Source organism: Hoyosella subflava DQS3-9A1 (assembly GCF_000214175.1).
GTDB classification, from domain to species: Bacteria; Actinomycetota; Actinomycetes; order Mycobacteriales; family Mycobacteriaceae; genus Hoyosella; species Hoyosella subflava.
This window is the reverse complement of sequence record NC_015564.1, coordinates 4496702-4522148: the sequence shown is the minus strand read 5'-3', so window position 1 is coordinate 4522148 and position 25447 is coordinate 4496702. Positions and strand designations below refer to the sequence as shown.

The window sequence follows — 25447 nt, the reverse complement described above, 5'->3', positions numbered from 1 at the left end:
AACTATTTGAATATGAGCACCTAAGGAGCTGATCCGATGCCGCAGCAGGTCCGTGGAGTCGTCGCCAGGTCGAAAGGGGCTCCCGTCGAACTTGTCGACATAGTTGTTCCAGATCCGGGTCCGGGTGAAGCCGTCATCACCGTCGCAGCGTGCGGTGTCTGCCATACCGATCTGACGTACCGCGACGGCGGGATCAGCGATGACTTCCCCTTCCTGCTCGGGCACGAGGCGGCCGGAACAGTTGAGGCTGTCGGACCCGGCGTGACATCCGTCGAGCCAGGCGACTTCGTCGTCCTCAACTGGAGAGCCGTTTGTGGGCAGTGCAGGGCGTGTAAACGCGGCCGCCCGCACCTCTGCTTCAGCACGTTCAACGCATCCCAGAAAATGACACTTACGGACGGAACCGTGCTGAGCCCCGCCCTCGGCATCGGTGCGTTCGCTGACAAAACTCTCGTCCACGCGGGGCAATGCACCAAAGTCGACTCCTCCGCGGACCCGGCAGTGGTGGGCCTTCTGGGTTGCGGAGTGATGGCTGGATTTGGTGCCGCCGTGAACACGGGCGGGGTCACCCGTGACGACTCTATCGCCGTGATCGGTTGCGGCGGTGTCGGAGCCGCAGCGGTAATGGGAGCTCGCCTGGTCGGCGCGCGACGAATAATCGCGATCGACCGTGACCCGCGGAAGCTCGAGTGGGCGCGAGCACTTGGAGCAACCCACACGATTGACGCCACCAGCACGGATGCCGTCGAGGCGGTGAAGAAACTCACGAACGGTGACGGAGCGAACGTCGTCGTGGATGCTGTGGGCAGGCCAGAAACGTGGAAACAGGCCTTCTACGCTCGAGATCTCGCTGGGACAGTTGTGCTGGTTGGTGTGCCTACACCTGACATGCGGCTGGAGATGCCGTTGCTTGACTTCTTCTCGCATGGTGGCGCGCTGAAGTCTTCGTGGTATGGCGACTGTCTGCCGGAACGGGACTTCCCCACAATGGTCGACCTCTTCCAGCAAGGCCGATTGCCGCTGGAAAAGTTTGTCAGTGAGCGCATTTCACTCGACGGTGTGGAACACGCATTCGAAACGATGCACCGCGGTGAGGTGCTGAGATCGGTGGTGGTTTGGTGAGAATGGATAGGGTCGTCACCTCAGGGACGTTCAGCCTCGACGGTGGGACGTGGGACGTCGACAACAACATTTGGCTGGTCGGTGATGACTCCGAAGTGGTCATCATTGATGCCGCGCACTCCGCGGAACCCATTATCGAAGCTGTAGGCAACCGCAGGGTCAAAGCCATTGTCTGCACACACGGTCACAACGATCATGTCACCGTTGCGCCGGAACTGGCGGAGCGGCTCGATGCGCCGATTCTCATGAATCCCGAAGATGATGTCCTATGGGAGATGACGCACCCTGGCATTGCGTATCGGTCACTTGAGGATGGGCAGCGAATCGACATCGCTGGCACCGAGATCCAAGCGATCCACACCCCGGGCCATTCACCAGGATCGACCTGCCTGTACGTGCCCGAAGTCGGTCAGCTTTTCACCGGTGACACGTTGTTCTCTGGCGGGCCTGGCGCGACAGGACGGTCGTACTCCGACTTTCCGACAATCATCGGCTCGATTCGGGACCGGTTGTTCGCTCTCCCGCCTGAGACTGTCGTCAACACCGGGCACGGGGACGGTACGACGATCGGGAAGGAATCCCCTCACCTCGAAGAATGGATCCGAGCGGCAGCTGACGACTAGTCGCCGTGGCGTAGCGCGCAGGACGACGTCGACAGCGTCGGCCTGGCTGTAGGTTCTCGGTCAGCTGGGGGAGCAGTGCCGCTGACATGTGAACGGCGAAGTCGAAGGTTTAAGCGAGGCTTGTCGCCACCTGGTTGATGAGCTACGGCAGTTGTGATTACTATCTGCGTATGAATGCAGATAGGAAGGCATGCCGCCGACGCCTGCAGGATGACGAGGTGAACCTCGTCGTCGAGATCTTCCGTATGCTCGCCGATCCCACCCGCATCACGATCCTGTGGGCGCTGGTAGATCGGGAACTGTCCGTCAACGAAATTGCGGCTGTAGTAGGCAAGCCAGGACCGTCAGTGTCGCAGCATCTCGCGAAACTCCGCATGGCGCGGCTCGTTCGCACGCGGCGTGACGGGACGCAGGTTTTCTACCGGATCGAAAACGAGCACGTGCGGCAGCTCGTCACCGACGCTGTCTTCAACGCCGAGCATGCAGGTCCCGGTGTGCCACCGCACCATCGTGCCGAGAGCGAAATTCGCCTCCTTCATCCAAGTGAGCGCGTGGAGGAGGCATGACCGCGGAGCACGGCCACGGGCACGGGCATGGCGGAGTACGGAACGCGGTGCGCGAGTTTTTCGTGCCGCATAGCCATGATCATGCGGACCGGGTTGATGACGCTCTGACGTCCAGCCAGATCGGCATACGCGCAGTCAAAATCAGTCTCGTTGCTCTCGGCGCTACCGCGCTGCTCCAGTTAGTCATCGTTGTCATCTCAGGTTCTGTCGCACTTTTCGCCGACACGGTCCACAACTTCGCTGACGCGATGACAGCGGTGCCGCTTTGGATCGCATTTGTGCTGGGCAGGCGGGCAGCCACCCGGAAGTTCAACTACGGCTACGGCCGCGCCGAGGACCTGGCCGGACTTTTCATTGTGGCGATGATTGCGCTGTCCGCGCTGATCGCGGGATTTGAGTCAATTCGCCGGTTGATAAATCCAGTGGCAATTTCACACATCCCGTGGGTCGCCGCCGCCGGTGTTATTGGCTTTATAGGGAATGAACTGGTCGCCATGTACCGGATTCGCGTGGGCCGTAGGATTGGGTCCGCAGCGCTGGTTGCCGACGGTTATCACGCGCGCACGGATGGGTTCACGTCGCTGGCGGTCGTCGCCGGTGCGGCCGGTGCAGCGTTAGGTTACGACCTCGCTGATCCTATTGTTGGACTCCTGATCACGGCCGCGATCGTCGCAATTCTCTTCGCATCAGGGCGGGAAGTGTTGCGCCGGCTCCTGGACGGTATCGACCCCTCGATCTACGACACCGCCCTGGATGCGCTGCGTGCTGCGCCCGATACTTCAGAGGTGCGCTCCCTTCGTATCCGCTGGATCGGGCACGAAATGCACGCGGAAACCGAAGTGGATATTGCCCCCGAGTGCACACTTGCGGAGGCCCACGAGATCGCGCACCGCGCCGAACGCCGGATTAAAGAGGCGCTGCCCCGTGTGAGTGCCGCAGTCGTACATGCTTACCCGGCGCACGGACGCGTCCGCGGATCCAGTGGACGATCAGGCCGCGATGGCGGGTGACCAGGAGACCGTCAAACCGTCGCGTTCACCAAATTCGGCGAGGTGGCGAGCGAGGATGTCTTGGACGCTCACGAGGTCATTGGCTGAGCGCGCTTGGGCGGTGAGAACCAAGTAGCCCCGGCTGGCGTCGGCCACACCGTAGCCCATGTCGAAACTGAATTCCGCGTGCGGCCCTTCGCGGACGACGGGGACTTTGTGCCCGAAGTGGCTGGCGAGCTGCTTCAGGTAGCGCTCAGCGCGGTCTGTGGCGACGTAGGCAACCGATTCAGGCATTTCCTTCTCTGGCTTTCTCTGTGCTCGACTTTGAACGGAGAGTGTTGGAAATGAAAGGTACCGGTGAATTTCTCGAAACAGGTATCAGCTGGGTCACAAAACGCAGGCCCAAAAATTAGCCAGGCCGAAACCTGCGAGTAGGGAACGATTCAGAGCGACTCCGGTGTGGCAGGAGTCACGCCGTTCCCCGGGTTCTGAGCTAGTTCTAGTCTTCTCCCAAGTTATATGCATGTGCTATGCATATAAATATGGCCACGACGACAGTCGACTTGACGTTCCTCGACGAGCAGGTGCTCCGCCTCTTCCGCGCGTTGCGCCGGCCTGGTTTTCGCAGCCGCGTGCTCGAAGGCGTCCCGGAGATCCCCGGGGTTGGGGACCTGCGGGTTCTGCGCTCAGTTGAACGTCACGAAGCGCGAGGCGAAAGTCCGTCCATTGGAGTCGTGGCGTCCGAACTAGAAGTCGAGCAGTCGACAGCAAGCCGAGCGGTGAACGCCGTGATAGCTCGAGGACTTCTGACCAAGACTTCGTGCCCTGACGATCAGCGGCGCACCCGGCTGCGTCTGACAGCGAAAGGCGTCACAGCGCTGAACAAGGCCACCGAGAACCGTGCCGCATTGCTGGCCGAGATCACGGACGCGTGGTCTGACGATGAGCGCCGCACCTTGAGTGCTCTGCTCAGCCGATTAGCCGACGGTTATGACCAGATAGAGGCGACGTATGGCGCACGCTGAAATCGCTGCGCCGCCACGGTCCGTGGCTCGCCTTCTCGTCGACCGGAACTTCGGCCTATTCACGTGGGGGCGCTTCTTCTCCACCGCAGCAGTGTGGGTCCACGGTGTGGTCGCCGCGATCGCCATCTATAGCGCCACCGGCTCGGCACTCGCGGTTGGCCTCGTCACCGCTGTGCAGTTCGGGCCGCAACTGTTCACCCCGCTGAGCGGGAAGTGGGCTGACCACGGTGATGTGAAGCGTCAAATTCTTCTCGGCCGTGTGGTGTGCGCGACGGGCGCAGGCGGAGCAGCTCTCTTCTACGCCATTGGTACACCGGTCGGCTGGGCCGCGGCGTGGGGCATCCTCCTCTGCTCCCTTATCGTTGGGATCGGGTTCGTGATCGGCGGCCCCGCCATGCAGGCTGCGACACCAGCGCTTGTCACGAGGGAAGAACTTCCGGCCGCGATGACGCTGAATACCGCTCCGATGACGGCAGCAAGGCTCGCAGGCCCGGCGCTGGGCGCATTCATCGTCACCGTTTCCGGGTCTGTCGCCGGATTCGCGTGTGCCGCCCTAGGCCATCTTCTTTGCATCGCTGCGGTCATGCTAGTAAAGATCCCGCGAAAAGCGGCGCCGAGCGAAGACGTCGACTACAGCGTGCGAGCTGGGCTCCGGCACGTGTGGACAGACCGTCCGTTGCTCTTTCTCCTCATCGCGATCGCTGCCGTCGGATTCGCATCAGAGCCTACGATTACGCTCGCCCCAGCCCTCGCTGCAGAACTCGGCGGCGGACCCGAACTCGTCGGTGCGCTCACCATGTCGTTCGGAATCGGAGCGCTCGCCGGTGTCGGCCTTCTTGCGATCTTCGCGCGTCGGATAGTCACGGAGGTCTTTGTCGCGACGGGGCTCGCCGTAATGGTGTGTGGCGCGGTCTTTGCGGCGGCAACCGCAACCACCCCGATTGTTCTCGCTGGATTTGGCGTGATCGGAATTGGATTCAGCCTCGCAGTGACGGCGATAGGAACTGGTATACAGCTGCGGATTCCTGTTGAACTGCGCGGGCGAATTATGGCCCTGTGGCTCGTGGCTTTCACAGGGCCCCGGCCAGTGGGATCGCTGCTTACCGGCCTGATCGCTGATTTGACGACCGCGCGGTTCGCGCTGGCGGCAATGGCAGTTGCGCCCGCGCTGGCACTCGTGCTGTGCCGGCCCCGTTCTCTTCGCCGGACCACGGCGAATGAAGTACCCGAGCAGTAGTGACCTACTAGCATCAATTAATGTGCCCCACGGTGATGATCCGCACAGCGATCACACCGGCGAAGACTTCTTCGCCGGTGCCGGTCTGCTCGATGGGCTGAACGACAAAGCCCGTGCGCTGCGCGTGGTGGCTCTCGATGCGCTGATCTGCGAAGGTGTCAGCGTCGATGAACTCAAGTCAGCTACGGCTGACGGACGATTACCCATGCTGATCCTCGAGCATGCGCTCGAACCACCGGGGACACTGACACTCGCCGACCTTGCCGAGAAAGCAGCGGTCGACGAGGCACTGCTGCGATCCTGGTTCAGGGCGCTTGGGCGCGGCGTCCCCGGTGACGATGCGCCCGTCTACAACACAGACGACGTCATGGTCGCGCAGCAATTGGCTGATTACCTTGCGCTTGGATTCGAATTCGAGCAGCTCCACGCGCTCGCTCGAGTGTGGGGACGGAACCTTGCCAGCTTCATTGACGGGTTAGCTGAGCTCGTCGCGGACGGTTTGTCGCGCGCAGAGGGGGACACTGACGTCATCCTCCGCTATGCGCTTGAAGTCCGTCGATTCGCTGAGGTGGAGGCGCAGGTACTCGGGCATATTCTGGGTACGACATTGGCGCAGCGAATCCGCTCGGAGGCAGTGAGTACGGCCAACAAGCAGAACATGCGCATCGGCGGAACGCAGGACGTTGCCTTCTGTTTCGCCGATCTTGTGGGTTTCACAAAGCTCGGCGGCCAACTACCGGCCGAGGTTCTCGGTGGAGTTGCTGACGAGTTGTCCGCGCTCGCGACGGAGTTGGTTGATCCGCCCGTGCGCGTCTTCAAGACCATCGGGGACGCGGTGATGTTGATGTCGCCCGATGTGGATGCGATTGTGGCGGTCGCCGTCAGGCTCGTTGATCAGGCTCAGACGCGAGGCTTGCCGCCGCTGCGTGCATCGGTGACGTTCGGCAAGGCGGTTCCGAGATCAGGTGACTGGTACGGGCATCCCATCAATTTGGCGAGCCGAGCTTTGTCAGTCGCGACTGCTGGACAGGTCGCGGTCACCAAGGAGGTTGTTGAACGCCTCAATGCCGACGGTTTCACGATCGAGCCGCTAGGTGCCTTCGCCTTCAAGGGTGTCGACACGGATACCGAAATGTTCGCTGTGTGGGTGCGGTCGGGCGACGCTGTCGTGCCACGGTGAGCGCCCACGCCGCTAGATTCCTGCGCGTTGAATCATGGCGTCAGCGAGAGTTGGGGCGAAGGTGCTGATGTGCCGGAGCATCGCAGCGTAACGGGGATGAATCTCGACCGGACGGGTCATGGCGGCGGTGAGGATCCAGTTCGCTGCCTGCTGCGGGGTCAGCGCGGGCATTGACTCGTACTGCTTGGTGGGTGCGATCATCGGTGTCCGGATCAGCGGGAACTGGACTGTCGTCACGTGGACCCCAGAACCTCTGGATTCGGCCGCTAGGCTGCGACCGAACGCGGTGATTGCTGCCTTCGACGCGTGATACGCCGTGAACATCGGCATTGATCCAGCATGCACACCCCACGTCGCGACGTTGATGATGTGGCCCTCACCTGCCTTCAGCATTGACGGGAGTAGCGCAAGCGTGAGCCGGGCCGCGCCGAAGTAGTTGAGCGCCATGGTGCGCTCGTAATCGTGAAAGCGTGATACAGAATCTTCCGCGCTCCGGCGGATTGACCGGCCCGCGTTGTTGACCAGCACATCGACCGTGCCGAACCGTGCGATTACGTCATCGACGAGGGTGGCGACGGCGGCTGCATCCGTAACGTCGCACGAGAAGGTCTCGCACGGGCCGCCTCTGCTCCGGATCGTTTCTGCGGCCGCCTCCAGTCGGTCAGTGTTTCGCGCGACGAGAAGCACGTTCGCGCTGTGGTCAGCAAGCAATTCGGCTGTTGCAGCCCCGACGCCCGAGGACGCGCCGGTGATCAGCACGTTTTTCCCCCGCAGCGGAGTCGACCTCCCCGGGAGCACGGTGGCTGCCAGACCGCGCATCGTTGCGGGTGGGCTGAGAAGAAATGTTGCTGTGGCCTTCTTGAGCACCGTGGGCATTCCGAGATCCATCTGTGTATGTCAACATAAACGGCCGCGAAAAGCGCGTTTGCGATGACATGCGCTGCTGGATTCGGTCGGTGCAGAGCGCTGTGCAACCCTGTGCAACGCTTACTGCCCGATCCGCTGAACGTGTACCACTAGGTGTGGTCCACGAGACCCAGATCACACTCAGGCGTCACACCGACAGGGCCGGGCGACCACAGGGAGCGCCCGTTCTGGCCACTTCTGACGTCCTGTATCTCTCACTTCGCGATCGAGGTATTCGTATGTCCCAAGTGTCAGTATCCGCCCACGTCACCACCACACCGCCCGCACCGAGACGGCCGATACCGTGGTACGCCTTCGGCGCTGCGAACCTGGTGATCGTTACCGCACTGTCCCTTCTGTTCTGGTATCTCCTCATCGACCCGGCATGGAGCGGCCTGGGCCTGTACCCGCAGCCATTCCTTGCCCTGCTGTTCTGGACGGTTCTCGCTGTTGTCTGGATTGGCTTCAATCTGGAGTTCGTAGGCTTTGACCGGCTGCGCCAGCCCGCCCGCGGTTTAGCCGTAATAGCGGTATCCCTCGCTATCGGTGCGGGCATCACGTACCTGCTCGCATACGGCTGGGGGAGAATTGATCCCAGTTTCGCGGCCGATCGCGCTGACGGTGCGGGCTACCTTACGGGCGCGCTGTTCGTACTTTTCGGCTTCTTTTTCTTCGTCACCGGCGTCGTGAACTGGCAGCATTGGCCGTTCGCACGCGCAGCATCACCGCAGCCCTGGACAGGCCTGGGGCAGATCGGCTTACTGATGGTGCCGACACTGCTGGTGTATGCCATCCTCGGCCTGCCTGGCCTGGCAGTGTGGGCTGATCCTGCGACGGCATGGTTCAGTACCGACACACTGATCGGCTGGTTTTACTCAGTCATCGTGTCGGTCGTACTGACGGGGCTGATCACTGACAACTGGCCGTGGCGGCTCGCAGGTTCTCCGGGCCGGGTGGCCGCCGTATCGATCGCGGGAAACCTCGCCCTGGGTACGGCGCTCTACTATCTGTTCCTGAGCGTCGGGAAGGTGGTCATCGGTAGCGACGCGGCGGCGGCCATCGGTCCGGGCATCACTGCTTTCGCGGCACAGATCGGCGTCTGCTGGGTGTTCTGGATGATCTTCTGGGCTAACGCATGTGGCAATCGCCCGGATGGATTGAGTCCCGCGGTGAATTATGCGGTTCGAATCGGGGTGACACTGGCTCTCGGTGTCGGGACTTTCCTTGCCTATTACTTCCTGTTCGCTGGGACGGTTCTGCACGAACCCGCTGTCGCGGGAGCCTTGCACGGTAACGCCCTGGGCTGGATGAACTGGATGGTGCTCTGGACCCTGTACTACGTGGTGTGCCTCGAATCCTATGGCCTGCCCCGGCCCGTCCCTTCCCCGCGCGATCCATCTGCACAGGTCAACTAAACGCGGCCCATACCAGGCGTTTAGTTGACACCCGCAGATGGATCTGGAAGGGGGACGAGAGCGCGCACGTCCTCTGCCCGGGCCAGTCGCAGTGCCTGCTGTGCGAGTTCACGGCACTCTTCCACGCTGAGGCCACGCACAGCTTGCTTCACGGCGGGGATCGAATAGGGTGCGACGCTCAGTTCGTCGACCCCGAGACCGAGCAGTAGCGGCGCAGCTACCGGGTCGCTGGCGATTTCACCGCAGACCGCGACACGCGCCTGGCCGTGCGCGGCCGCGCACACCTCCGCAATGAGGCGCAGCACGCCAGGGTCGAGCGGGTCCGAAAGGGCGCCCAGGCGCTCGTTGCCGCGCTCGGCGGCGAGCGCGTACTGCGTCAGGTCGTTCGTGCCGATGCTGAAGAAATCGACGTGGGGCGCAAACGATCCAGCTTTCAGTGCGGCAGAAGGCACCTCGATCATCATTCCGACCTCGGTGTCGGCGCGCATCGGCTCCGCTGACGCTTCCTGTAGCAAGTGTTTCGCTGCGGCGAGTTCGTCGACGGTGCTCACCATCGGGAACATGACGCTAACGGGATACTGCGCGGCCACGCGACGCAATGCCGTCAGTTGCGGAGCGAAAAGCTCCGGCTGGGCAAGCGCTAGTCGGAGGCCACGCACGCCGAGGAACGGGTTCTCTTCGTGTGGCTGTGAAACGTAAGGCAGGGGTTTGTCGCCACCGATATCGAGGGTCCGGAAGGTTGCTCTACGGCCATCGAGCGCCGCAGCTATGCGCTGGTACGTCTGGAACTGTTCGGCTTCCGTCGGCGCCGTGTCCCGGCCGAGGAACAGGAACTCGGTACGGATGAGACCCGCGAGGTCAGCCCCGTTCGCCACGGCAGCTTTAGCGTCGGCAAGGCTGCCCAGATTCGCGGCGACGTGCACGGTGACACCGTCTTGGGTGACGGCGGGGTCCACGGCACGAGCGAGTGCTTCTGTGAACTGTTGCTGATCTCTGGCTGCACGATCGCGAAGGCCGGCCAACAGTGAGTCGGCTGGGTCGACGTGCAACGTACCGGTGTCGCCGTCGACGGCCACCATGGTGCCCGGCACTACCGCGAGCACATCTGGACCCGCGCCGACGACTGCGGGAATACCGAGTGAACGCGCAAGAATAGCGGCGTGCGACGTCGGGCTGCCGTGCGCGAGCACAATGGCGTTTACGATGGTGCGGTCGAGCAGTGCCGCCTGCGCCGGTGTCAGGTCGGCGGCAATCAGGACACCGTCCTGTGGTGTGAAGTCACCGGAAATGCCGAGTAGTGCACTAAGGACCTGATTGCGTACGGCCCGCACGTCGGCGGCGCGGGCACGCAGGTACTCGTCATCGAGCCGCTCGAAATCCGCTGCTGCACCGTCGAGGACGTCGGCCCAGGCGCGGGGAGCCGACGCGCCAGCGTCGATCTGCGCGTGTACGGCGTCGAGGAGTTCGGTGTCATCGAGGAGCATCAAATGTGCGTCGAAAACGGCTGCCTCGGTTTCGCCGACTTGGCGTGCTGTGGTGGCGCGCGTGTGGGAGATGCTGTGCCGTGTATCAGCTGTCGCGCTGCGGATCCGCCGCCACTCCGCTGCCGGATCAGCAGCGGTCGAATCGATGCCGGAGACGTCGATTTCACCGGAGGAGGCGAACCAGGCAGGTCCGATGCCGATGCCTGGCGACGCTGGTCGTGGTCCTAGCTGAGTTGCCTGCCGCGTGATTGTGGGTGGCTTCTCTGTCGGCACGGTCTCATCGAAGTGGCGTGCGGCCAGCGAAAGCACGTGATCGATCGTTTCTTTGGCCTGTCTGCCGGTGGCGGAAATTTCTAGCTTGTGCCCGGCGAGTGCACCGAGTGTCGCCAGGCGGGTGAGGCTCGACGCGGGTACTGGCGCTGACCCAGTTGTGACGTTGCGCAGATGAACCCTCGCGTCACGTCCACGTACTTCAGCGGCTAGCCGGGCAGCGGGCCGGGCGTGCAGCCCGTGCGCGTTCTCTACGACGAATGTCGCTGTCAGTCCATCGTTCGTCTCCACTTCGGCGACCGGGGCAGGCTCTGCGGGCCCGAGGTGCGCTTGCTTGCCGGCGAGGCCGCCGACCGCCTCTGCCTCGACCTCGGCGAGTGAGGCACCCCCAGCGGCAGCAACGGTCGCGGCGACGAGGCCTTCGACGATCGGTGCGGAGCACAAGCGCACATTCGCGGCGATGTCAGGGTCAAGCAGGTCGAGCGCGAGTTCGGCGGACAGCACCGCGGAACCAAGGTCCATCAGGACGAGTACGCCCTCATCACCAGCGACTTTCTCGATCGCGGCTTGCACTTCGATCGCATCGGTTCCGAGTGTGCGTTCGTCGAGGCCCGCTGCCACCGCGATGCGTAAGCTGCGCCCGTGCACCATTTCCGACGCGAGCGCGACGGCGGCATCGGCGAGTTGACGGCTGTGAGAGACGACGACTAGTCCTACCATCGCGATCACCCGAAAGCTCTTGCTGCGGCGGTGATCAGTAGTGCTGCGCTGGTCGCGCCAGGGTCTTGATGCCCAACGCTGCGCTCTCCGAGGTAGGACGCGCGTCCTTTGCGTGCGAGCATTGGGATTGTGGCGTCGCGGCCAGCGTTGGCAGCGGTGACGGCTGCGGCGAGTGCGTCGCTGAGAGAGGCGCCGTCGTCAAGGGCGTCGTCGACCGCTTCTACTGCTGGAGCCAGCGCATCGAACATGGTTTTGTCTCCAGGCTCAGGTTTGCCCCGCGCGACAACGCCTTCCAGTCCCGCGTGCAGGAGCTTCGCGAAATCGTGGGAGCTGAGTTCCGTGACCGCGCCCGCGGACGCCGCTGCTCGAATGAAGAACGTGCCGTACAGCGGACCGCTTGCGCCGCCTACTTTGCTGACGAGCGCCATTCCCGCGGTTTTGAACAGTGCGGCGGCGTCGTCGGCCGGGTTGGCGTCGATGGCGGCGAGGACGGCCGCGGTACCGCGTTGCATGTTTGTGCCATGGTCAGCGTCGCCGATCGCCGAGTCCAACTGGGTGAGTTCCTCGGTGTGTTCGTTGATGAGTTCCGCGTAGATGCGAAGCCACGAGCTGAGTTGGGTAACAGTAATCGTCATTTTCAGACCCCCCAGCGCAGTGCTGGCGTGTTCACTGGTGCATCCCACAGCGTCATGATGTCGTCGTTCGCTTTGAGGAGCGTGACGGAGCACCCGGCCATTTCGAGAGACGTCATGTAGGAACCCGTGAGAGACCGCGCGATTTCTATGCCATGCCCCTTCAGGATGCGAGCGACTTCACCGAACATGAGGTACAGCTCCAGCAGCGGGGTGCCACCCATACCGTTGATGAACGCGATGACGTTGTCGCCCGTTTTAAATGGAAGATCGGAAAGGATTGGCTCCATGAGCATTTCGGCGATCTCGCGCGCCGGTGCAAGCTTCACAGTTGCCCGGCCTGGCTCGCCGTGAATCCCGACGCCAACTTCCATTTCGTCTTCGGCGAGTGTAAACGTTGGTTTGCCTGCCGCGGGGACGGTGCACGGGGTCAAGGCGATACCCATGCTGCGGCCGTTGTCATTGACGAGCTGGGCGACGTCAGCGACCTCTTTCAACGGGCGGCCTTGTTCTGCTGCGGCCCCGGCCAGTTTCTCCACGAGAACGGTCACGCCGACCCCTCGCCGTCCAGCGGTGTAGAGGCTGTCCTTGACAGCAACGTCGTCGTTGGTGACGACTTGGATGACCTCGGTGCCGGTCTCTGCGGCTGCTAGTTCGGCAGCCATTTCGAAGTTCATGATGTCACCGGTGTAGTTCTTCACGATGTGCAGCACGCCCGCACCGGAGTCGACGGACTTTGTTGCTTCAAGCATCTGGTCCGGGACTGGTGAGGTGAAGACCTCGCCAGCACACGCGGCATCGAGCATTCCCAGTCCGACGAATCCGCTGTGCATCGGCTCATGCCCGGAGCCGCCGCCGGAGATCAGGCCGACTTTTCCTTTCACGGGAGCGTCTGCGCGGTAGACGATTCGGTTCTCGAGGTCGATGCGGAGCTCGGGATGTGCGGCGCCCATTCCTGCGAGTGCTTCGGTGACGACACCGGCGGGCTCGTTGATGAGTTTCTTCATGAGGTTTCCTTGCTATGCAGGTGCTTTAACAGTCGTGGTGGCCATGGGCTGGGGAACTCTTCGCGCGGTCGTCAGCGCCAGATAGACCAGCGCTGCGGCGGCTCCAGCGGAAAGTTCGGCAGCGAGGTACACCGGTGCCTGACTCCACGCTACGTCGCCGCCGTAAAGCTGGTGGATAATCATGGGTCCGAGTGTGCGGGCGGGGTTGATGGATGCACCTGTGGCTGGTGCGAGGGGAATGATTACGGCGAAAACGACAAGGCCGATGGCAATTCCGGCGAAGCCGGGCGTCGCTGCACGATGAATCACAAGCAGGACTGTCAGGACGAGGATAAATGTCCCTATGAACTCCCCGGTAAATGCTTGTCCGGCGTTGACGCCTCCGCCGTAGGAGGCGACGCCTAGCCCCACGTCGTTTGCTTGCTGGCCGAGGACGCCGACGATGGCGAGCGCGCCGAGTGTCGCACCGACTACTTGGGCGGCGAGGTATTCGGGGACGCGACGCCATGGGAATTGCCGAGTGACGGCTAGCGCGAGCGTGACCGCGGGGTTGATGTGGTTGCCCGAAATATGGCCGAACGCGTAGACGGTCGCGACGACGATTGTGCCGAAGGCGAGCGAGATGATGCCCAGGTCAGCCATGGTGAACGGGCTGTCGCCGTTGATGATGAGCGTCGCAGGGACGGCGCCAACGCCGATGAATACGAGAAACCCCGTGCCCAGCGCTTCGGCTGCGAGTTTCTGGGGAGTGCTTGGAGGAATGTGATCGTCCATTGGTGGTCTCCGATGCCAGCCATTGAGAGCTTCTGCCGAATGACATTCGACATTATCGAATGATGTACGTCACACTACGCTGCCGGTTAGGCTGTTCGCAATAGCTTTCGAAATTCGTTGTGAGCGAGAACCGAGGACTCACGTGATTCAGTCGGTCGACCGCGCGATCCGCATCCTGACGGCGCTTCAGGGAGCTCGCCGCATGAGCCTTTCAGAACTGTCTGCGCACCTCGAGCTGCGTCCGCCCACCGTGCACGGCATCGTGCGCACTCTCGTCTCCCACGGACTTGTCGTGCAGGATCGGCCGACGGGGCGGTACCAGCTGGGGCCTGCGACGCTGCGGCTCGGCAACGTCTATCTCGACACCCTCGACCTGCGGTCACGGGCCATCACCTGGGCAGAGGAACTGGGCCGACGTACGGGTTTCGCTGTGCGGGTAGGTGTGCTGCTGCCGGGAGAAGCACTGGGCGACGTCGTGATCATCTACCATCAGCCGCGGCCAGACGGCGGACGCTATATGCCTGAGGTCGGCATTGTGATTCCAGCTCATGCGAGCGCCCTTGGCAAAGCTCTGCTCGCGTTCTTGCCGGCCGTCGAGACTCAGGGGCAGGCTCTACGGGGAATGACGGGCGAGACGATAACCAGCCGCGAGGAACTGCAGGGCGTGCTCGCGCAGGTGCGCCGGACAGGGATCGCGGAGGAGTGCGATGAAGCGGTGCTCGGTGAATCGGGGCTCGCCGGCGCCGTGTTTGACTCGCACCAGTTGGTCGGTGCAATCGGAGTCGTGGTGCCCACGACGGAATGGCCGGTTGGCGACTCAGTCGTGGAGGCCGTGCGGTCCGCAGCGCGGACGATTTCGCGCGAATTGGGTGCGACCCAATGGCCGCACCCAGGCATTTGAGTGACGCCGCGAGCGAATGCTGATGGGGCTCCCCCTATCGCTACACATGCTCGCGGCGCCGAACCTACTCGTTATCAGCCTCGTCGGGGTGGAGCTGAAGGTGGCGGAGCGCCGCCGCCAAGCCGCCGAGGGTGATTCCGAATGACAAGATCATCATGATGACCGCGGATATGTTCATTGTCTGACCTCATTCCGAGAAGGCGCCGCCGACAGGAACACAGTTTGCTGTGCGCGCCATGGCAGTGTCGCGGCGATGATGGCAAGGATGATGAGCGCAGCCTGCAGCGCCCAGCCGAACGTTCCCACGAACCCACCAGGCAGGCCGCTGTAGCCGTCACGGAGCAGCGTGTGCAGTTCCGTGACCAGCATCGTGCCGATTACGGCAGGAGTGAGCACGCTCACGAAGATGATCCAGGGTGAGCCGAGCTGGAATGTAGAGACTGAGTTCAGATGAGCCTGAAGTTCGGGGAGCCGCCGCAGTAGCCAGCTCAGCGTGACGACTGAAACCAGTGCAACACCCACGATCCCGAGGTTGTTGGTGAACTTGTCGACCACGTCGAGAACGTTCACCCCCGTCGTCGTCGGAAAGAACGCCAGCGAGACGAGCGCCATCGGTGTGCCTACCGCGACTACAGCCGCGACTCGCGAAATGCCGAGCTTTTCCTGTACGGCAGCGACGACTACCTGCACGAGGCTGATCAGAGACGTGTAGCCCGCGAACACGAGACACCCGAAGAACAGAACACCGAAGAGGGCGCCGCCGGGCATCGCGGAGATGATCTGCGGAAAGGCGATGAACGCCAATCCGATTCCGCCTGAAACCACCTCGTCGACCGGAACGGACGCCAGCGTGGCCATGTAACCAAGGGCGGCGAATACGCCGACACCAGCGAGAATTTCGAAGCCACTGTTCGCGAATCCCACTACGAGTCCCGACCCAGTGAGGTTGGTTTTCCGCTTGAGGTACGACGAGTAAGTCACCATGATGCCGAACGCGACGGACACCGAAAAGAAGATATGGCCGTATGCGGCAATCCACACCGTCGGTTCACGGAGAACATTCCAGTCTGGAGTGAAGAAGGCATTAAGCCCCGCGATCGAGCCCGGCAGGAATAGCGAGCGGACAACCAGCACGATGAATGTGACGATGAGCAGCGGAACGAAGATCTTGTTCGCTCGGCCTATTCCCCGCTGGATTCCCAGACCGAGTGCGATCAAGACGGCCAGCCAGATGAGGATCAAGGGGAATGCCACACCAGGCACCAGGGAAGTGCCGACCGCGGCTCCTTCTTGCTGACGAAGGAAATCCGTGAAGAGGAATCCTTCAGGGTCGTCTCCCCATGCTCTGGTAATCGAGAAGAAGGTGTATCGCACTGCCCACGCGACGATCACCGCGTAGTAGGCCGCGATGACGAAGCAGATGCCGACTTGCCACCAGCCGATGAATTCAGCGCGTTTATGGAGGCGCCGGAAGGCGAGGGGTGCGGAAGCGCGGAACTTATGCCCGATCGCGTAGTCGAGAAATAGCAGCGGAATCCCAGCGGTGAGCAGCGCAAAAAGGTAAGGGATGATGAATGCGCCAGCGCCGTTTTCGTAAGCGACGTAGGGGAACCGCCAGATATTTCCCAGACCGACGGCCGAGCCGATCGCCGCCAGAATGAAGACTGAGCGGCAGCTCCAGGCCTCACGGTCGGGTTGTTCCGCTGTTCGTGTTTGCTGCATGCCTGTTTGTGGCACGACCACTCCTTGTGCAGCCCGCTTCGAACAACCGCATGTAACGCGGATGGCGGGCCTGCTTGGTTGTCGGTTGGACTCTCCATTCGCCCATCAGGCTGGTGGCCCTCCGAGCGCAACTCAGTTAGCTCTGCAACGCGTGGTTACGCCGAGAGCCTCCATTGCCAGCTACCCTGAGATCAGTTGCTTGGCGATTTCCCGCATCTCGACCTTGCGGATCTTCCCGGTGATCGTCATCGGGAACTCATCGACGATGTGGACGTAGCGCGGAATTTTGTAGTGCGCGAGTTTGCCGGTACAGAACTCACGCAGGGCCTCGGCTGTGAGTGGCTCAGCGTCTTCCCGTAACTGCACCCACGCCATGAGCTCCTCGCCGTACTTCTCGTCCGGGACGCCGATTACCTGGGCGTCGAGGACGTCGGGGTGCGTGTACAGGAACTCTTCGATTTCACGCGGATACACGTTCTCGCCGCCGCGAATGACCATGTCTTTGATGCGTCCAGTGATGCTGACGTACCCCTCGTCATCCATCACTGCGATGTCGCCGGTGTGCATCCACCGAGCCGCGTCGATCGCTTCGGCAGTTTTGTCGGGCTGATCCCAGTATCCGAGCATCACCGAGTACCCGCGCGTGCAGAACTCTCCTGGCGTGCCCCGGGGCACTGTCTGGCCGGTGGCGGGATCAACAATCTTGATCTCGAGATGCGGGCCGACCTGACCCACCGTTGAGACGCGGTGCTCGATCGAGTCATTCTTGCGGGTCTGTGTGGAAACCGGTGATGTCTCGGTCATGCCATAACAGATGGATACTTCCGCCATGCCCATCCGCTCGATTACCTGCTTCATGATCTCGACGGGGCACGGTGACCCAGCCATGACGCCGGTGCGCAGATTCGAGAAGTCGTAGCCATCGAAGTCAGGTTCGTTCAGTTCAGCGATGAACATCGTGGGTACGCCGTAGAGAGACGTGCAGCGTTCTTCGGACACGGCCTGCAGCGTCGCTTGGGGCTCGAACGACGGCGCAGGGATCACCATCGTTGAACCATGACTGACACATGCGAGGTTGCCCATCACCATGCCGAAGCAATGATAGAAGGGCACCGGAATGCACACGCGGTCTTCTTCTGTGTAGCTGAGCAGTTCCCCGACAAAGAAGCCGTTGTTGAGAATGTTGTGATGGCTGAGGGTGGCGCCCTTCGGGAATCCGGTGGTGCCAGACGTGTACTGAATGTTGATGGCATCGTCAGCGCTGAGCTTCGCCTGGGCTTTCCTCACTATGTCCGCATCCGCACGGAGAGAGTCGGCGCCGGACGTGAAAATGCTATGCCACTCGGATGAGCCAAGGAAGATCGCGTGTTCGAGCCGGGTAGTTTTCGGGCGAACCTCGGCGACCATTGCCTGATAATCGGAGGTTTTGAAGGCTGCTGCCGCGACAAGGACTTTGATGCCGGCTTGGTTCAGGACGTATTCGAGTTCTTGCGTTCGGTACGCCGGGTTGATGTTGACCAGGATGGCACCAATCTTGGCTGTAGCAAGCTGGGTAAACACCCACTCCGCGCAGTTGGGAGCCCAAATGCCGACGCGGTCTTCCTTCCTGACGCCCAGTGCAATCAGGCCAGCCGCAACTGTATTCACCTCGTCTGCGAGCGCGGCGTACGTCCATCGTCGGCCGCTTGGCCGGTCGACGAGCGCCTCGCGATCGCCGAAGGCTGCCACCGTCCTATCGAATGTGTCGCCGATTGTGTCGCCGATCAAAGGTGTATCGGAAATGCCAGATGTGTAGCTGATCATCACCGCTCCGGGGTAGTTGCCGTCGTGGATGCTTCCAGTGTGATCCACGTAACTCAGTGAATCAAGGTTAACTGGAATGTTTGTGAAGCACAACGCCGGGATATTTGTGGCGTTCAGCTTGAAGAAACGTTCGGACCACTCGGGGCGGTCAGATACTCCTGCAACCCGGTCATCGCGTTGTCAAGAACGACCAGCAGGTCCTCGGACGGATTCTCAAGCCAGTGTTCGTACGCGGTGACGGCGAGAGCAAGGCTGACGTGCCCAATTGTGCGCGGGAGAAGATCGCTCGCGGGAAGACTCATCCGCGCGGCGACGAAGTCGGCGATAACCGCTCGCCATTCCGCATATCGCAGCACCGAATGCGCTTGGAGTGCAGGAGTTTTAAGAATCAACGCCATGCGTTGCCGATGCTGGGGTACTGCTTCGGGAGGGTAGGTGTTGAAGGCCAGCACGCCTTGGTGAACGGCAACATGAACGGGCAGTGTGCTGGGCATCGTGCGCAATGTTTCCCGGAAGGACACGAGGCTCGCGTCGAACTGCCCCCAGGGGATGTCGTTCTTGGAATCGAAGTACCGGAAGAATGTGCGTCTGCCAATTCCGGCAGCGCGCGCAATATCGTCGACTGTGGTTGCCTCGAAACCCTTGCTCTCGAACAGGTCAAACGCGACGCGCTCGATCCATGCGTGACTCGTCGCCGAGGGACGGCCCTGGCGTCCCTGCTGCGGTCGAGTCACGAGAAGCAAACTACCCCACCATCTCGGCGACGTAGGCATTTAATGCCCGGCCGATACGGCCACACTTGATTTATGGCCCTGAGTGCCATTAATGTGTCTGTCATCACAAACCCGAACAGTATGAGGAGTAGCTCATGTCGAGTGCACCCGAGAATTCAGTCACGGAAACAGGTTCCGACGTGCTCGCCAGCGAGGACCTTGTCGAGGACGTGTCCATCGACGGCATGTGCGGCGTGTACTGACATGTCCGTCTTCAGTGACGAAGCGTTTCTGAGTGAGGGCTGGGCGTTATCCCCGTCGGTAGCGCTTCGTCCTGAGCCCTTCGGTGCGCTCGCGTATCACTTCGGCAATCGGCGGCTGACGTTCCTGAAGCGCCCCGAACTCGTCGAACTGGTGCGCGGGCTCGCCGAGAGCGATTCGGTCCGGGGTGCGCTGAGTGCCGCCGATGTCCCGGCCCAGCAATGGCCGGCGTACCTCAAAGCTCTGCGCGGACTTGCCGCCGCGGACATGATCCGCCCCCAGCTAGCCTCAGGAGCCACACCATGACGACCGTTGAACAGCGCCCGGCCGGCGGATCGCTCGTCGAGCAGTTCGAATACGGGCTCGACGCCCCCATCTGCCTGACCTGGGAACTGACGTATGCATGCAACCTCGCGTGCGTGCACTGCCTCTCCTCCTCCGGCCGCCGTGATCCACGCGAACTCACGACCGAGCAATGCGAAGCGGTGATCGACGAACTTCAGCGGATGCAGGTTTTCTACGTCAACATCGGCGGCGGCGAACCGACCGTTCGTTCCGATTTCTGGCACCTGCTCGAATACGCCGTCAGTCATAACGTCGGCGTGAAGTTCTCGACGAACGGCGTCCGGATCACGCCGGACAAGGCGCGCTTCCTCGCATCGACAGACTACGTGGACGTACAGATTTCCCTTGATGGCGCTACGGCGGATGTCAACGACCACGTTCGCGGCCCCGGCTCGTTCGATATGGCCATCCGGGCACTCCAGAACCTCAACGACGCGGGGTTCAGGGACGCAAAGATTTCCGTCGTCGTGACCCGGCAGAACGTCGGACAGCTCGACGAGTTCAAGGCGATCGCCGACAGCTTTGGTGCGACGCTGCGGCTCACACGGCTACGCCCCTCCGGACGCGGCGCGGATGTGTGGGACGAACTGCACCCGACCGCAGTCCAGCAGCGGGAGCTCTACGAGTGGCTGCTCAGAGCCGGTGATAACGTGCTGACCGGCGATTCGTTCTTTCACCTCGCCGGGTTCGGTGAGACTTTGCCTGGACTGAACCTATGCGGTGCGGGACGCGTGGTGTGCCTCATTGACCCGATCGGCGACGTGTACGCGTGCCCATTCGCGATCCACGACCAGTTCCTCGCGGGCAATATCCTCGCGGACGGAGGCTTCGCCAGCGTCTGGCAGACGTCTGAGTTGTTCCGCGACTTGCGGTCGCCGCAAACGTCCGGCGCGTGCACCTCATGCCACGCGTTCGACAAGTGCCGCGGCGGATGCATGGCCGCAAAGTTCTTCACCGGCCTTCCTCTTGACGGTCCGGACCCTGAATGTGTCCAGGGCTACGGCGAGGCTGCACTAGAGTCACGCGGCGCTATTCCTAAAGCGAGCCAGGACCACTCCCACAGCGCAAAGCCCCGGCCGCCTAAGAGGAAAACGGAACCGGTGCTTCTCACACTGGGTAAACCTGCCCCGCCGGTCCGTGCGTGCGCGGAGAACCCGCTCGCCGGGTTCGATCCCCATTCGAAAGGCTCATGATGGCGCGAAATTCCTGGTTCGAAACTGTCGCGATCGCGCAGCAGCGGGCGAAAAAACGTCTCCCGAAATCCGTGTACAAGGCGCTTATCGCTGGCTCGGAAAAGGGGGTGAGCTATGTCGACAACCTGACCGCTTTCTCCGAACTTGGCTTCGCGCCGCACGTGGCCGGACTGTCAGCGAAGCGCGAGATGTCCACCACCGTCATGGGGCAGGACATCTCGTTTCCAGTTCTCATCTCACCCACCGGTGTTCAAGCCGTGCACCCCGAAGGTGAAGTTGCCGTCGCGCGTGCCGCCGCTGCTCGCGGCACCGCGATAGGACTGTCGTCGTTCGCCTCGCGCACACTTGACGACGTGGTCGAGGCGAACCCGCAGACGTTCTTCCAGATGTATTGGATGGGCGACCGTGACTACACGGTGCGGCGGATGGAGCGCGCAAAGAGTGGGGGCGCGAAGGGCATCATCGTCACGCTCGACTGGTCATTCTCAATGGGCCGGGACTGGGGCAGCCCGACTATCCCTGAGACGATGAACCTCAAGGCGATGCTCAAGCTCGCCCCAGAAGTCATCACGCGCCCGAGCTGGCTGTTCGAGTTCGCGAAGTCGGGCAGCATCCCCGATCTCACCGCGCCGAACCTCGACGATCCCCAGAACGAAACGCCTGCGCCAACGTTCTTCGGCGCGTACGGACAGTGGATGCAGACACCGCCGCCCACGTGGGACGACATCGCGTGGATGCGCCAGCAGTGGGACGGCCCGTTCATGCTCAAAGGGATTTCGCGCGTCGACGACGCGTTGCGGGCAGCAGAAATTGGGGTCAGCGCGATCTCCGTTTCTAACCACGGCGGCAACAACCTCGATACGACCCCAGCGCCGATCCGGATGCTCCCCTCCATTGTGAACGCGGTCGGTGATGACGTTGAGGTGCTGCTGGACGGCGGCATCCGGCGCGGTAGCGACGTTGTCAAAGCTTTAGCGCTGGGCGCTCGTGCGGTGATGATCGGGCGCGCGTATCTTTGGGGTCTTGCCGCGAACGGTCAGGCTGGTGTCGAGAATGTACTCGACGTCATCAGGGGCGGAATGGATTCGGCGCTTCTCGGGCTCGGTCACTCGACCATTCACGACCTGAGTCCCGACGATGTTGTCATCCCGCCGGGCTTTACCCGTGAACTCGGAGTGCCCGCCCGTCATAAGTGAGGTGGAACGTGAACGACCTCAGCCGCACCCACTGGAACGACATTGCGGAGCAACCGATTGTGCTGCTCCCCCTTGGATCCGTGGAGCAGCATGGTCCGCACCTGCCGCTATACACGGATACAGCAATCGCAATGGCTGTCGCCAACGGGGTGGCGGGAAGGATGTCCGGGAAATCGTACGTCGCGCCGGCACTGTTCTATGGCTCCAGCGGTGAGCACCAGTCGTTTCCCGGAACGGTGTCAATCGGGCAGGATGCGCTCAAAGTGATGCTCATCGAACTGGTCCGTTCACTCTCGCACTGGGCGAGTCGGGTCGTGGTCATCAACGCGCACGGCGGCAACGTGCGGGCTCTCGCTGCTGCCGTGAAGCAGATGCGTTACGAGGGGCATATCGTTGCATGGGCGGCGTGCGCGACCGAGAATGTCGACGCGCACGCCGGATACACCGAGACGTCGCTCATGCTTCACCTTGATCCAGGAAGCGTTGACCTATCACGTGCGGAGGCGGGAAACACCGCACCGATCGGTGAATTGCTGTCCCAGATTATCGCTGGCGGGGTCGCAGCAGTCTCGCCGAATGGGGTGCTCGGCGATCCACGCGGTGCCACCGCAGAGGAAGGCGCGCGCGTGCTCGAGTGCATGATCACAGAGATCACGCAACGGGTTGATGCGGGGGAGCCAGACAGCAAGGGTTTCTTGACCCTCCCGGATCGGAGTTGGGTGTGAATGATGGCACGGTTGCACTTGTTACGGGCGCGGCGCGTGGAATGGGAGCAGCGACCGTCCATGCGCTCGCTGCTCAGGGATACCGTGTCCTTGCCGTGGATAGCTGTGCAGGCGATGGCCCGGCGCGTCCACACGAAGTCAAATACGCACTCGCGTCAGCAAGCGAACTCCTCGCCGTAGCGGAGAAATACGACGATGCACAAGTTCAGCCACACATTGCGGATGTGCGAGACCGAAAGGCGATGGAACACGCGGCGGCGGCCGCGGTCACTGCGTTCGGGCAACTGGACGTCGCAGTAGCTGCGGCGGGTGTGATTGCTGGCGGACAGCCACTTTGGGAAACCTCCAACGCGGAACTCCACGGCATGTGGGAGACCAACCTTGTCGGCGTGTGGAACACGGCGGCCGCGTGCGTGCCGCACATGCTGACGGGACCAGACCCATCACGATGCCGGTTTGTTGCAGTCTCCTCCGCTGCGGGAACGCATGGCCTGTACCACCTTGCCGCCTACAGCGCGTCTAAACATGCCGTGGTTGGGCTGGTAAAAGGGCTGGCAGCCGACCTGGCAGGCACGGGTGTCACGGCAGCCGCGGTCGCCCCCGGCGCTACCCAGACGGACATGCTCGAAGGTACGGCACGACTCTATGGCCTCACCACATCGGAAGACCTGGGCAAATCGGCATTGATCAGGCGCCTCCTCGCGCCCGAAGACCTCGCCGGAGTGATCGCCCTGTGCTGCTCCCGCGAGGGTGCAGCGCTGAATGGTTCCGTGGTGAGTGCGGACGGCGGTTTCCGCCCGTGACCGCGACACCACGTCCCGCAGATAGCGTGCGAGTGAAGCTCCATCGCGACGTTCGCGTCTATGGGGACACCAGCATCCTCATGGGCGGCGAGCCACTGCGTGCGCTGCGGCTCAAGCCCCAGGCAAGCCGCCTTATCAGCAACCGCGAACTGCGGGTCAACGATGCGCTGAGCCGGTCGCTCGCCGAACGGCTCGTCAGCGCTGGCCTCGCTTCAACTGTCACGGAAACACTTCCGGAAGCCAGCCTCGCTGACGTTACCGTCATCATTCCCGTAAAGGATCGCAGCGACGAACTCGATCGGGCATTGAGCGCGATCACCGGTGCCGTCGCCACGATCATCGTTGATGACGGATCGGATGAGCCACAGAAAGTCGCTGCGGTGGCAGTGAAGCACGGCGCTCATCTGGTGGCTTTGCCGGTCAATCAGGGGCCGGCGGCTGCGCGCAACGCGGGGCTTCGTGAAGTGACAACGCCGTTTGTCGCTTTTGCTGATTCTGACGTCGCAGTGACCCCGGATGCGCTTGCGCTGTTGCTCCGTCATTTCGCCGATGACCGGATCGCGGTGGCAGCACCGCGCATTGTGGGCCGGGCGGGCACGAACTGGATCGCGCGATACGAGGCGGCGTGCTCCTCACTTGACCTCGGGCCCGAACCCGCGCTGGTCAAGCCGGGCTCGCGTATCGCGTGGCTTCCGAGCGCATGTTTTGCGGCGCGTGTGGCGGCGCTGGCTGACGGTTTCGATGAGCGGCTGCGCTGCGGCGAGGACGTCGACCTGATGTGGCGTTTAGCCGAGAAATGGCGGATCAGATATGACCCATCGGTTCACGCGATGCACGAACATCGTGACGAGTTGTGGCCCTGGCTTGCCCGCAAGAAGTTCTACGGGACGAGTGCCGCTCCGCTCGCATCAAGGCACGGTGATGTCGTTGCGCCAGCTGTGCTGACACCGTGGATCGGCGCGGTCAGTGGACTGTTGCTCGTGCAGCGGAAATGGTCGGTCACCCTACTTGCTGTGCTGCTCGCCATCACTGGGTATCGTGCGAGCTGCCTCCTAGAAGCACCCCCACAGACGCGGGCCGAAATCGGTGCGCGACTGGCGGTTCGGCTGCTCACCGGCAGCGCAACGCAAGCAAGTGCACTCTTGGTGAGGCATTGGTGGCCAATCGCGCTGACATCGGCACTCTTCTCGCGGCGCGCCCGGCGCGCGCTGCTGCTAGCGGTGTTGACGGACGGCCTCACAGAGTATCGCCACACCAAACCCCAACTCGACCCGGTGCGGTTTCTTGTCGCGCGAAGACTCGATGACCTTGCGTACGGATCTGGTGTGTGGGCCGGCGCGATAAGGCAGAAAGCGCCGCGTGCGCTTCTCCCGAGAATGAGGGGATTCACGATGGGAGGTTTGCGCCCTCAAGCTTTCGGCGGGGTTCATTCTCCCCACTAGGTAGGACGCGCCGCGCGGATCCGCTGCGCAGCAGCAGTCCCGCCCAGATGAAGATCGCGACATAAATCGGGAAGAGGGTGTGGCTCAATAGCGGGGATTCAACACGAATGTGTGTTGCTATCGCGCCGCCGAGATACCCGGTCAGCAGAATCGCCCCGGCTACCTCGGTGCGAGGAATGAGATACAGCACCAGGCAGACGAGAAGAATCCAGCCGACAGTCGGTAATTGTGCGGCTGCCCAGCCGAGATCGTTGGAACCTTCGATCGCTGATTCGACGGTGAAGATTTTGATCAGACTGTCGAACAGAAGGAAAATGCTGATCAATCCGGTGAGAATCCAGCCAGCGATGCGCTGCGTGCGAGTGGGGACGAGTGACATAGCTACTCCTTCGA

At 62.2% G+C, this 25447-nt stretch carries 27 protein-coding genes; 16 read left to right on the top strand and 11 right to left on the bottom strand.

Annotated features, from left to right (window positions below; translation table 11 throughout):
- Positions 1–36: 36 nt before the first annotated feature.
- The 4 genes from AS9A_RS20990 (at position 37) to AS9A_RS20975 (ending at position 3321) form a co-directional block, all read left to right on the top strand.
- Positions 37–1122 (top strand): S-(hydroxymethyl)mycothiol dehydrogenase, encoded by a 1086-nt coding sequence (locus tag AS9A_RS20990; RefSeq protein ID WP_013809172.1) that lies wholly within the window; start codon positions 37–39, stop codon positions 1120–1122.
- A gap of 2 nt (positions 1123–1124) precedes the next feature.
- Positions 1125–1745 (top strand): MBL fold metallo-hydrolase, encoded by a 621-nt coding sequence (locus AS9A_RS20985; protein ID WP_013809171.1) that lies wholly within the window; start codon positions 1125–1127, stop codon positions 1743–1745.
- A 170-nt stretch (positions 1746–1915) separates the two neighbouring features.
- Positions 1916–2311 (top strand): ArsR/SmtB family transcription factor, encoded by a 396-nt coding sequence (locus tag AS9A_RS20980; protein ID WP_041451265.1) that lies wholly within the window; start codon positions 1916–1918, stop codon positions 2309–2311.
- Entirely contained in the window at positions 2308–3321 is a 1014-nt protein-coding gene (locus AS9A_RS20975; protein ID WP_013809169.1) for a cation diffusion facilitator family transporter, read from the top strand. The genes AS9A_RS20980 and AS9A_RS20975 overlap by 4 nt, the downstream gene beginning before the upstream one ends.
- Here the strand turns inward: AS9A_RS20975 and AS9A_RS20970 are convergent.
- Entirely contained in the window at positions 3301–3594 is a 294-nt protein-coding gene (locus tag AS9A_RS20970) for a DUF2218 domain-containing protein (protein ID WP_013809168.1), read from the bottom strand. The genes AS9A_RS20975 and AS9A_RS20970 overlap by 21 nt on opposite strands.
- Positions 3595–3842: 248 nt before the next feature.
- Here AS9A_RS20970 and AS9A_RS20965 point away from each other — a divergent pair, with 248 nt between their 5' ends.
- The 3 genes from AS9A_RS20965 to AS9A_RS20955 are packed head-to-tail and all read left to right on the top strand — an operon-like array spanning position 3843 to position 6742.
- The gene (locus AS9A_RS20965; RefSeq protein ID WP_013809167.1) at positions 3843–4325 is read left to right on the top strand and encodes a MarR family winged helix-turn-helix transcriptional regulator; all 483 of its coding nucleotides are present in this window, start codon (positions 3843–3845) and stop codon (positions 4323–4325) included.
- Positions 4312–5562 carry an MFS transporter gene (locus AS9A_RS20960; RefSeq protein ID WP_013809166.1) on the top strand — a complete coding sequence of 417 codons (1251 nt, stop codon included), beginning with the start codon at positions 4312–4314 and terminating at the stop codon, positions 5560–5562. The genes AS9A_RS20965 and AS9A_RS20960 overlap by 14 nt, the downstream gene beginning before the upstream one ends.
- Before the next feature lie 22 nt (positions 5563–5584).
- Complete coding sequence (locus AS9A_RS20955) at positions 5585–6742, top strand: adenylate/guanylate cyclase domain-containing protein (protein WP_013809165.1); 1158 nt, start codon at positions 5585–5587, stop codon at positions 6740–6742.
- A 12-nt stretch (positions 6743–6754) separates the two neighbouring features.
- Here AS9A_RS20955 and AS9A_RS20950 read toward each other — a convergent pair whose 3' ends face one another.
- Positions 6755–7618: an SDR family oxidoreductase gene (locus AS9A_RS20950; protein ID WP_049793811.1), complete on the bottom strand. Its 864-nt coding sequence runs from the start codon at positions 7616–7618 to the stop codon at positions 6755–6757.
- A gap of 269 nt (positions 7619–7887) precedes the next feature.
- Between AS9A_RS20950 and AS9A_RS20945 the strand changes: the two genes are divergently transcribed.
- Positions 7888–9063, top strand: coding sequence for a hypothetical protein (locus tag AS9A_RS20945; RefSeq protein ID WP_013809163.1), 1176 nt, complete (start codon positions 7888–7890; stop codon positions 9061–9063).
- 20 nt (positions 9064–9083) lie between these two features.
- Here AS9A_RS20945 and ptsP read toward each other — a convergent pair whose 3' ends face one another.
- From ptsP to AS9A_RS20925, 4 genes are read right to left on the bottom strand one after another with little or no spacing between them, the layout of a single operon-like run.
- On the bottom strand, positions 9084–11537 hold the full coding sequence (gene ptsP / locus AS9A_RS20940; protein ID WP_013809162.1) for a phosphoenolpyruvate--protein phosphotransferase: 2454 nt from the start codon (positions 11535–11537) through the stop codon (positions 9084–9086).
- A 5-nt stretch (positions 11538–11542) separates the two neighbouring features.
- Positions 11543–12166 (bottom strand): dihydroxyacetone kinase subunit DhaL, encoded by a 624-nt coding sequence (gene dhaL, locus AS9A_RS20935; protein WP_041452332.1) that lies wholly within the window; start codon positions 12164–12166, stop codon positions 11543–11545.
- A gap of 8 nt (positions 12167–12174) precedes the next feature.
- Positions 12175–13176 (bottom strand): dihydroxyacetone kinase subunit DhaK, encoded by a 1002-nt coding sequence (gene dhaK / locus AS9A_RS20930; protein ID WP_013809160.1) that lies wholly within the window; start codon positions 13174–13176, stop codon positions 12175–12177.
- Between the two features lie 12 nt (positions 13177–13188).
- Positions 13189–13950 carry an MIP/aquaporin family protein gene (locus AS9A_RS20925; RefSeq protein ID WP_013809159.1) on the bottom strand — a complete coding sequence of 254 codons (762 nt, stop codon included), beginning with the start codon at positions 13948–13950 and terminating at the stop codon, positions 13189–13191.
- Positions 13951–14092: 142 nt separating this feature from the next.
- Between AS9A_RS20925 and AS9A_RS20920 the strand changes: the two genes are divergently transcribed.
- Positions 14093–14851: an IclR family transcriptional regulator gene (locus AS9A_RS20920; RefSeq protein WP_013809158.1), complete on the top strand. Its 759-nt coding sequence runs from the start codon at positions 14093–14095 to the stop codon at positions 14849–14851.
- A gap of 64 nt (positions 14852–14915) precedes the next feature.
- Here the strand turns inward: AS9A_RS20920 and AS9A_RS23755 are convergent, their stop codons facing one another.
- The 4 genes from AS9A_RS23755 to mftR all read right to left on the bottom strand — a co-directional run bounded on the left by AS9A_RS23755 (position 14916) and on the right by mftR (position 19110).
- Complete coding sequence (locus AS9A_RS23755; protein WP_013809157.1) at positions 14916–15029, bottom strand: methionine/alanine import family NSS transporter small subunit; 114 nt, start codon at positions 15027–15029, stop codon at positions 14916–14918.
- A complete protein-coding gene (locus AS9A_RS20915; protein ID WP_041451263.1) occupies positions 15026–16573 on the bottom strand; it encodes a sodium-dependent transporter in 1548 nt (515 codons plus the stop codon). Before AS9A_RS20915 ends, AS9A_RS23755 begins: the two co-directional genes overlap by 4 nt.
- Before the next feature lie 180 nt (positions 16574–16753).
- Positions 16754–18376 (bottom strand): AMP-binding protein, encoded by a 1623-nt coding sequence (locus AS9A_RS20910; RefSeq protein ID WP_041452331.1) that lies wholly within the window; start codon positions 18374–18376, stop codon positions 16754–16756.
- A gap of 113 nt (positions 18377–18489) precedes the next feature.
- The gene (gene mftR / locus AS9A_RS20905) at positions 18490–19110 is read right to left on the bottom strand and encodes a mycofactocin system transcriptional regulator (RefSeq protein ID WP_013809154.1); all 621 of its coding nucleotides are present in this window, start codon (positions 19108–19110) and stop codon (positions 18490–18492) included.
- Positions 19111–19244: 134 nt separating this feature from the next.
- On the opposite strand from mftR, the gene mftA reads away from it, so the two are divergent.
- From mftA to mftF, 7 genes are read left to right on the top strand one after another with little or no spacing between them, the layout of a single operon-like run.
- Complete coding sequence (mftA, locus tag AS9A_RS23465; RefSeq protein WP_083826626.1) at positions 19245–19352, top strand: mycofactocin precursor MftA; 108 nt, start codon at positions 19245–19247, stop codon at positions 19350–19352.
- A 1-nt stretch (position 19353) separates the two neighbouring features.
- Positions 19354–19656 (top strand): mycofactocin biosynthesis chaperone MftB, encoded by a 303-nt coding sequence (mftB, locus tag AS9A_RS20900; protein ID WP_013809152.1) that lies wholly within the window; start codon positions 19354–19356, stop codon positions 19654–19656.
- The gene (mftC, locus tag AS9A_RS20895; RefSeq protein ID WP_013809151.1) at positions 19653–20888 is read left to right on the top strand and encodes a mycofactocin radical SAM maturase; all 1236 of its coding nucleotides are present in this window, start codon (positions 19653–19655) and stop codon (positions 20886–20888) included. Before mftB ends, mftC begins: the two co-directional genes overlap by 4 nt.
- Positions 20888–22084, top strand: coding sequence for a pre-mycofactocin synthase MftD (gene mftD / locus AS9A_RS20890; protein WP_013809150.1), 1197 nt, complete (start codon positions 20888–20890; stop codon positions 22082–22084). The genes mftC and mftD overlap by 1 nt, the downstream gene beginning before the upstream one ends.
- Positions 22085–22092: 8 nt before the next feature.
- Entirely contained in the window at positions 22093–22809 is a 717-nt protein-coding gene (mftE, locus tag AS9A_RS20885; protein ID WP_013809149.1) for a mycofactocin biosynthesis peptidyl-dipeptidase MftE, read from the top strand.
- The gene (locus AS9A_RS20880; RefSeq protein WP_013809148.1) at positions 22806–23612 is read left to right on the top strand and encodes a mycofactocin-coupled SDR family oxidoreductase; all 807 of its coding nucleotides are present in this window, start codon (positions 22806–22808) and stop codon (positions 23610–23612) included. The genes mftE and AS9A_RS20880 overlap by 4 nt, the downstream gene beginning before the upstream one ends.
- Entirely contained in the window at positions 23609–25054 is a 1446-nt protein-coding gene (gene mftF / locus AS9A_RS20875) for a mycofactocin biosynthesis glycosyltransferase MftF (protein ID WP_013809147.1), read from the top strand. Before AS9A_RS20880 ends, mftF begins: the two co-directional genes overlap by 4 nt.
- On the opposite strand, the gene AS9A_RS20870 is transcribed toward mftF, so the two are convergent.
- Positions 24999–25433 carry a DoxX family protein gene (locus tag AS9A_RS20870; RefSeq protein WP_049793809.1) on the bottom strand — a complete coding sequence of 145 codons (435 nt, stop codon included), beginning with the start codon at positions 25431–25433 and terminating at the stop codon, positions 24999–25001. The genes mftF and AS9A_RS20870 overlap by 56 nt on opposite strands.
- Positions 25434–25447: the final 14 nt, after the last annotated feature.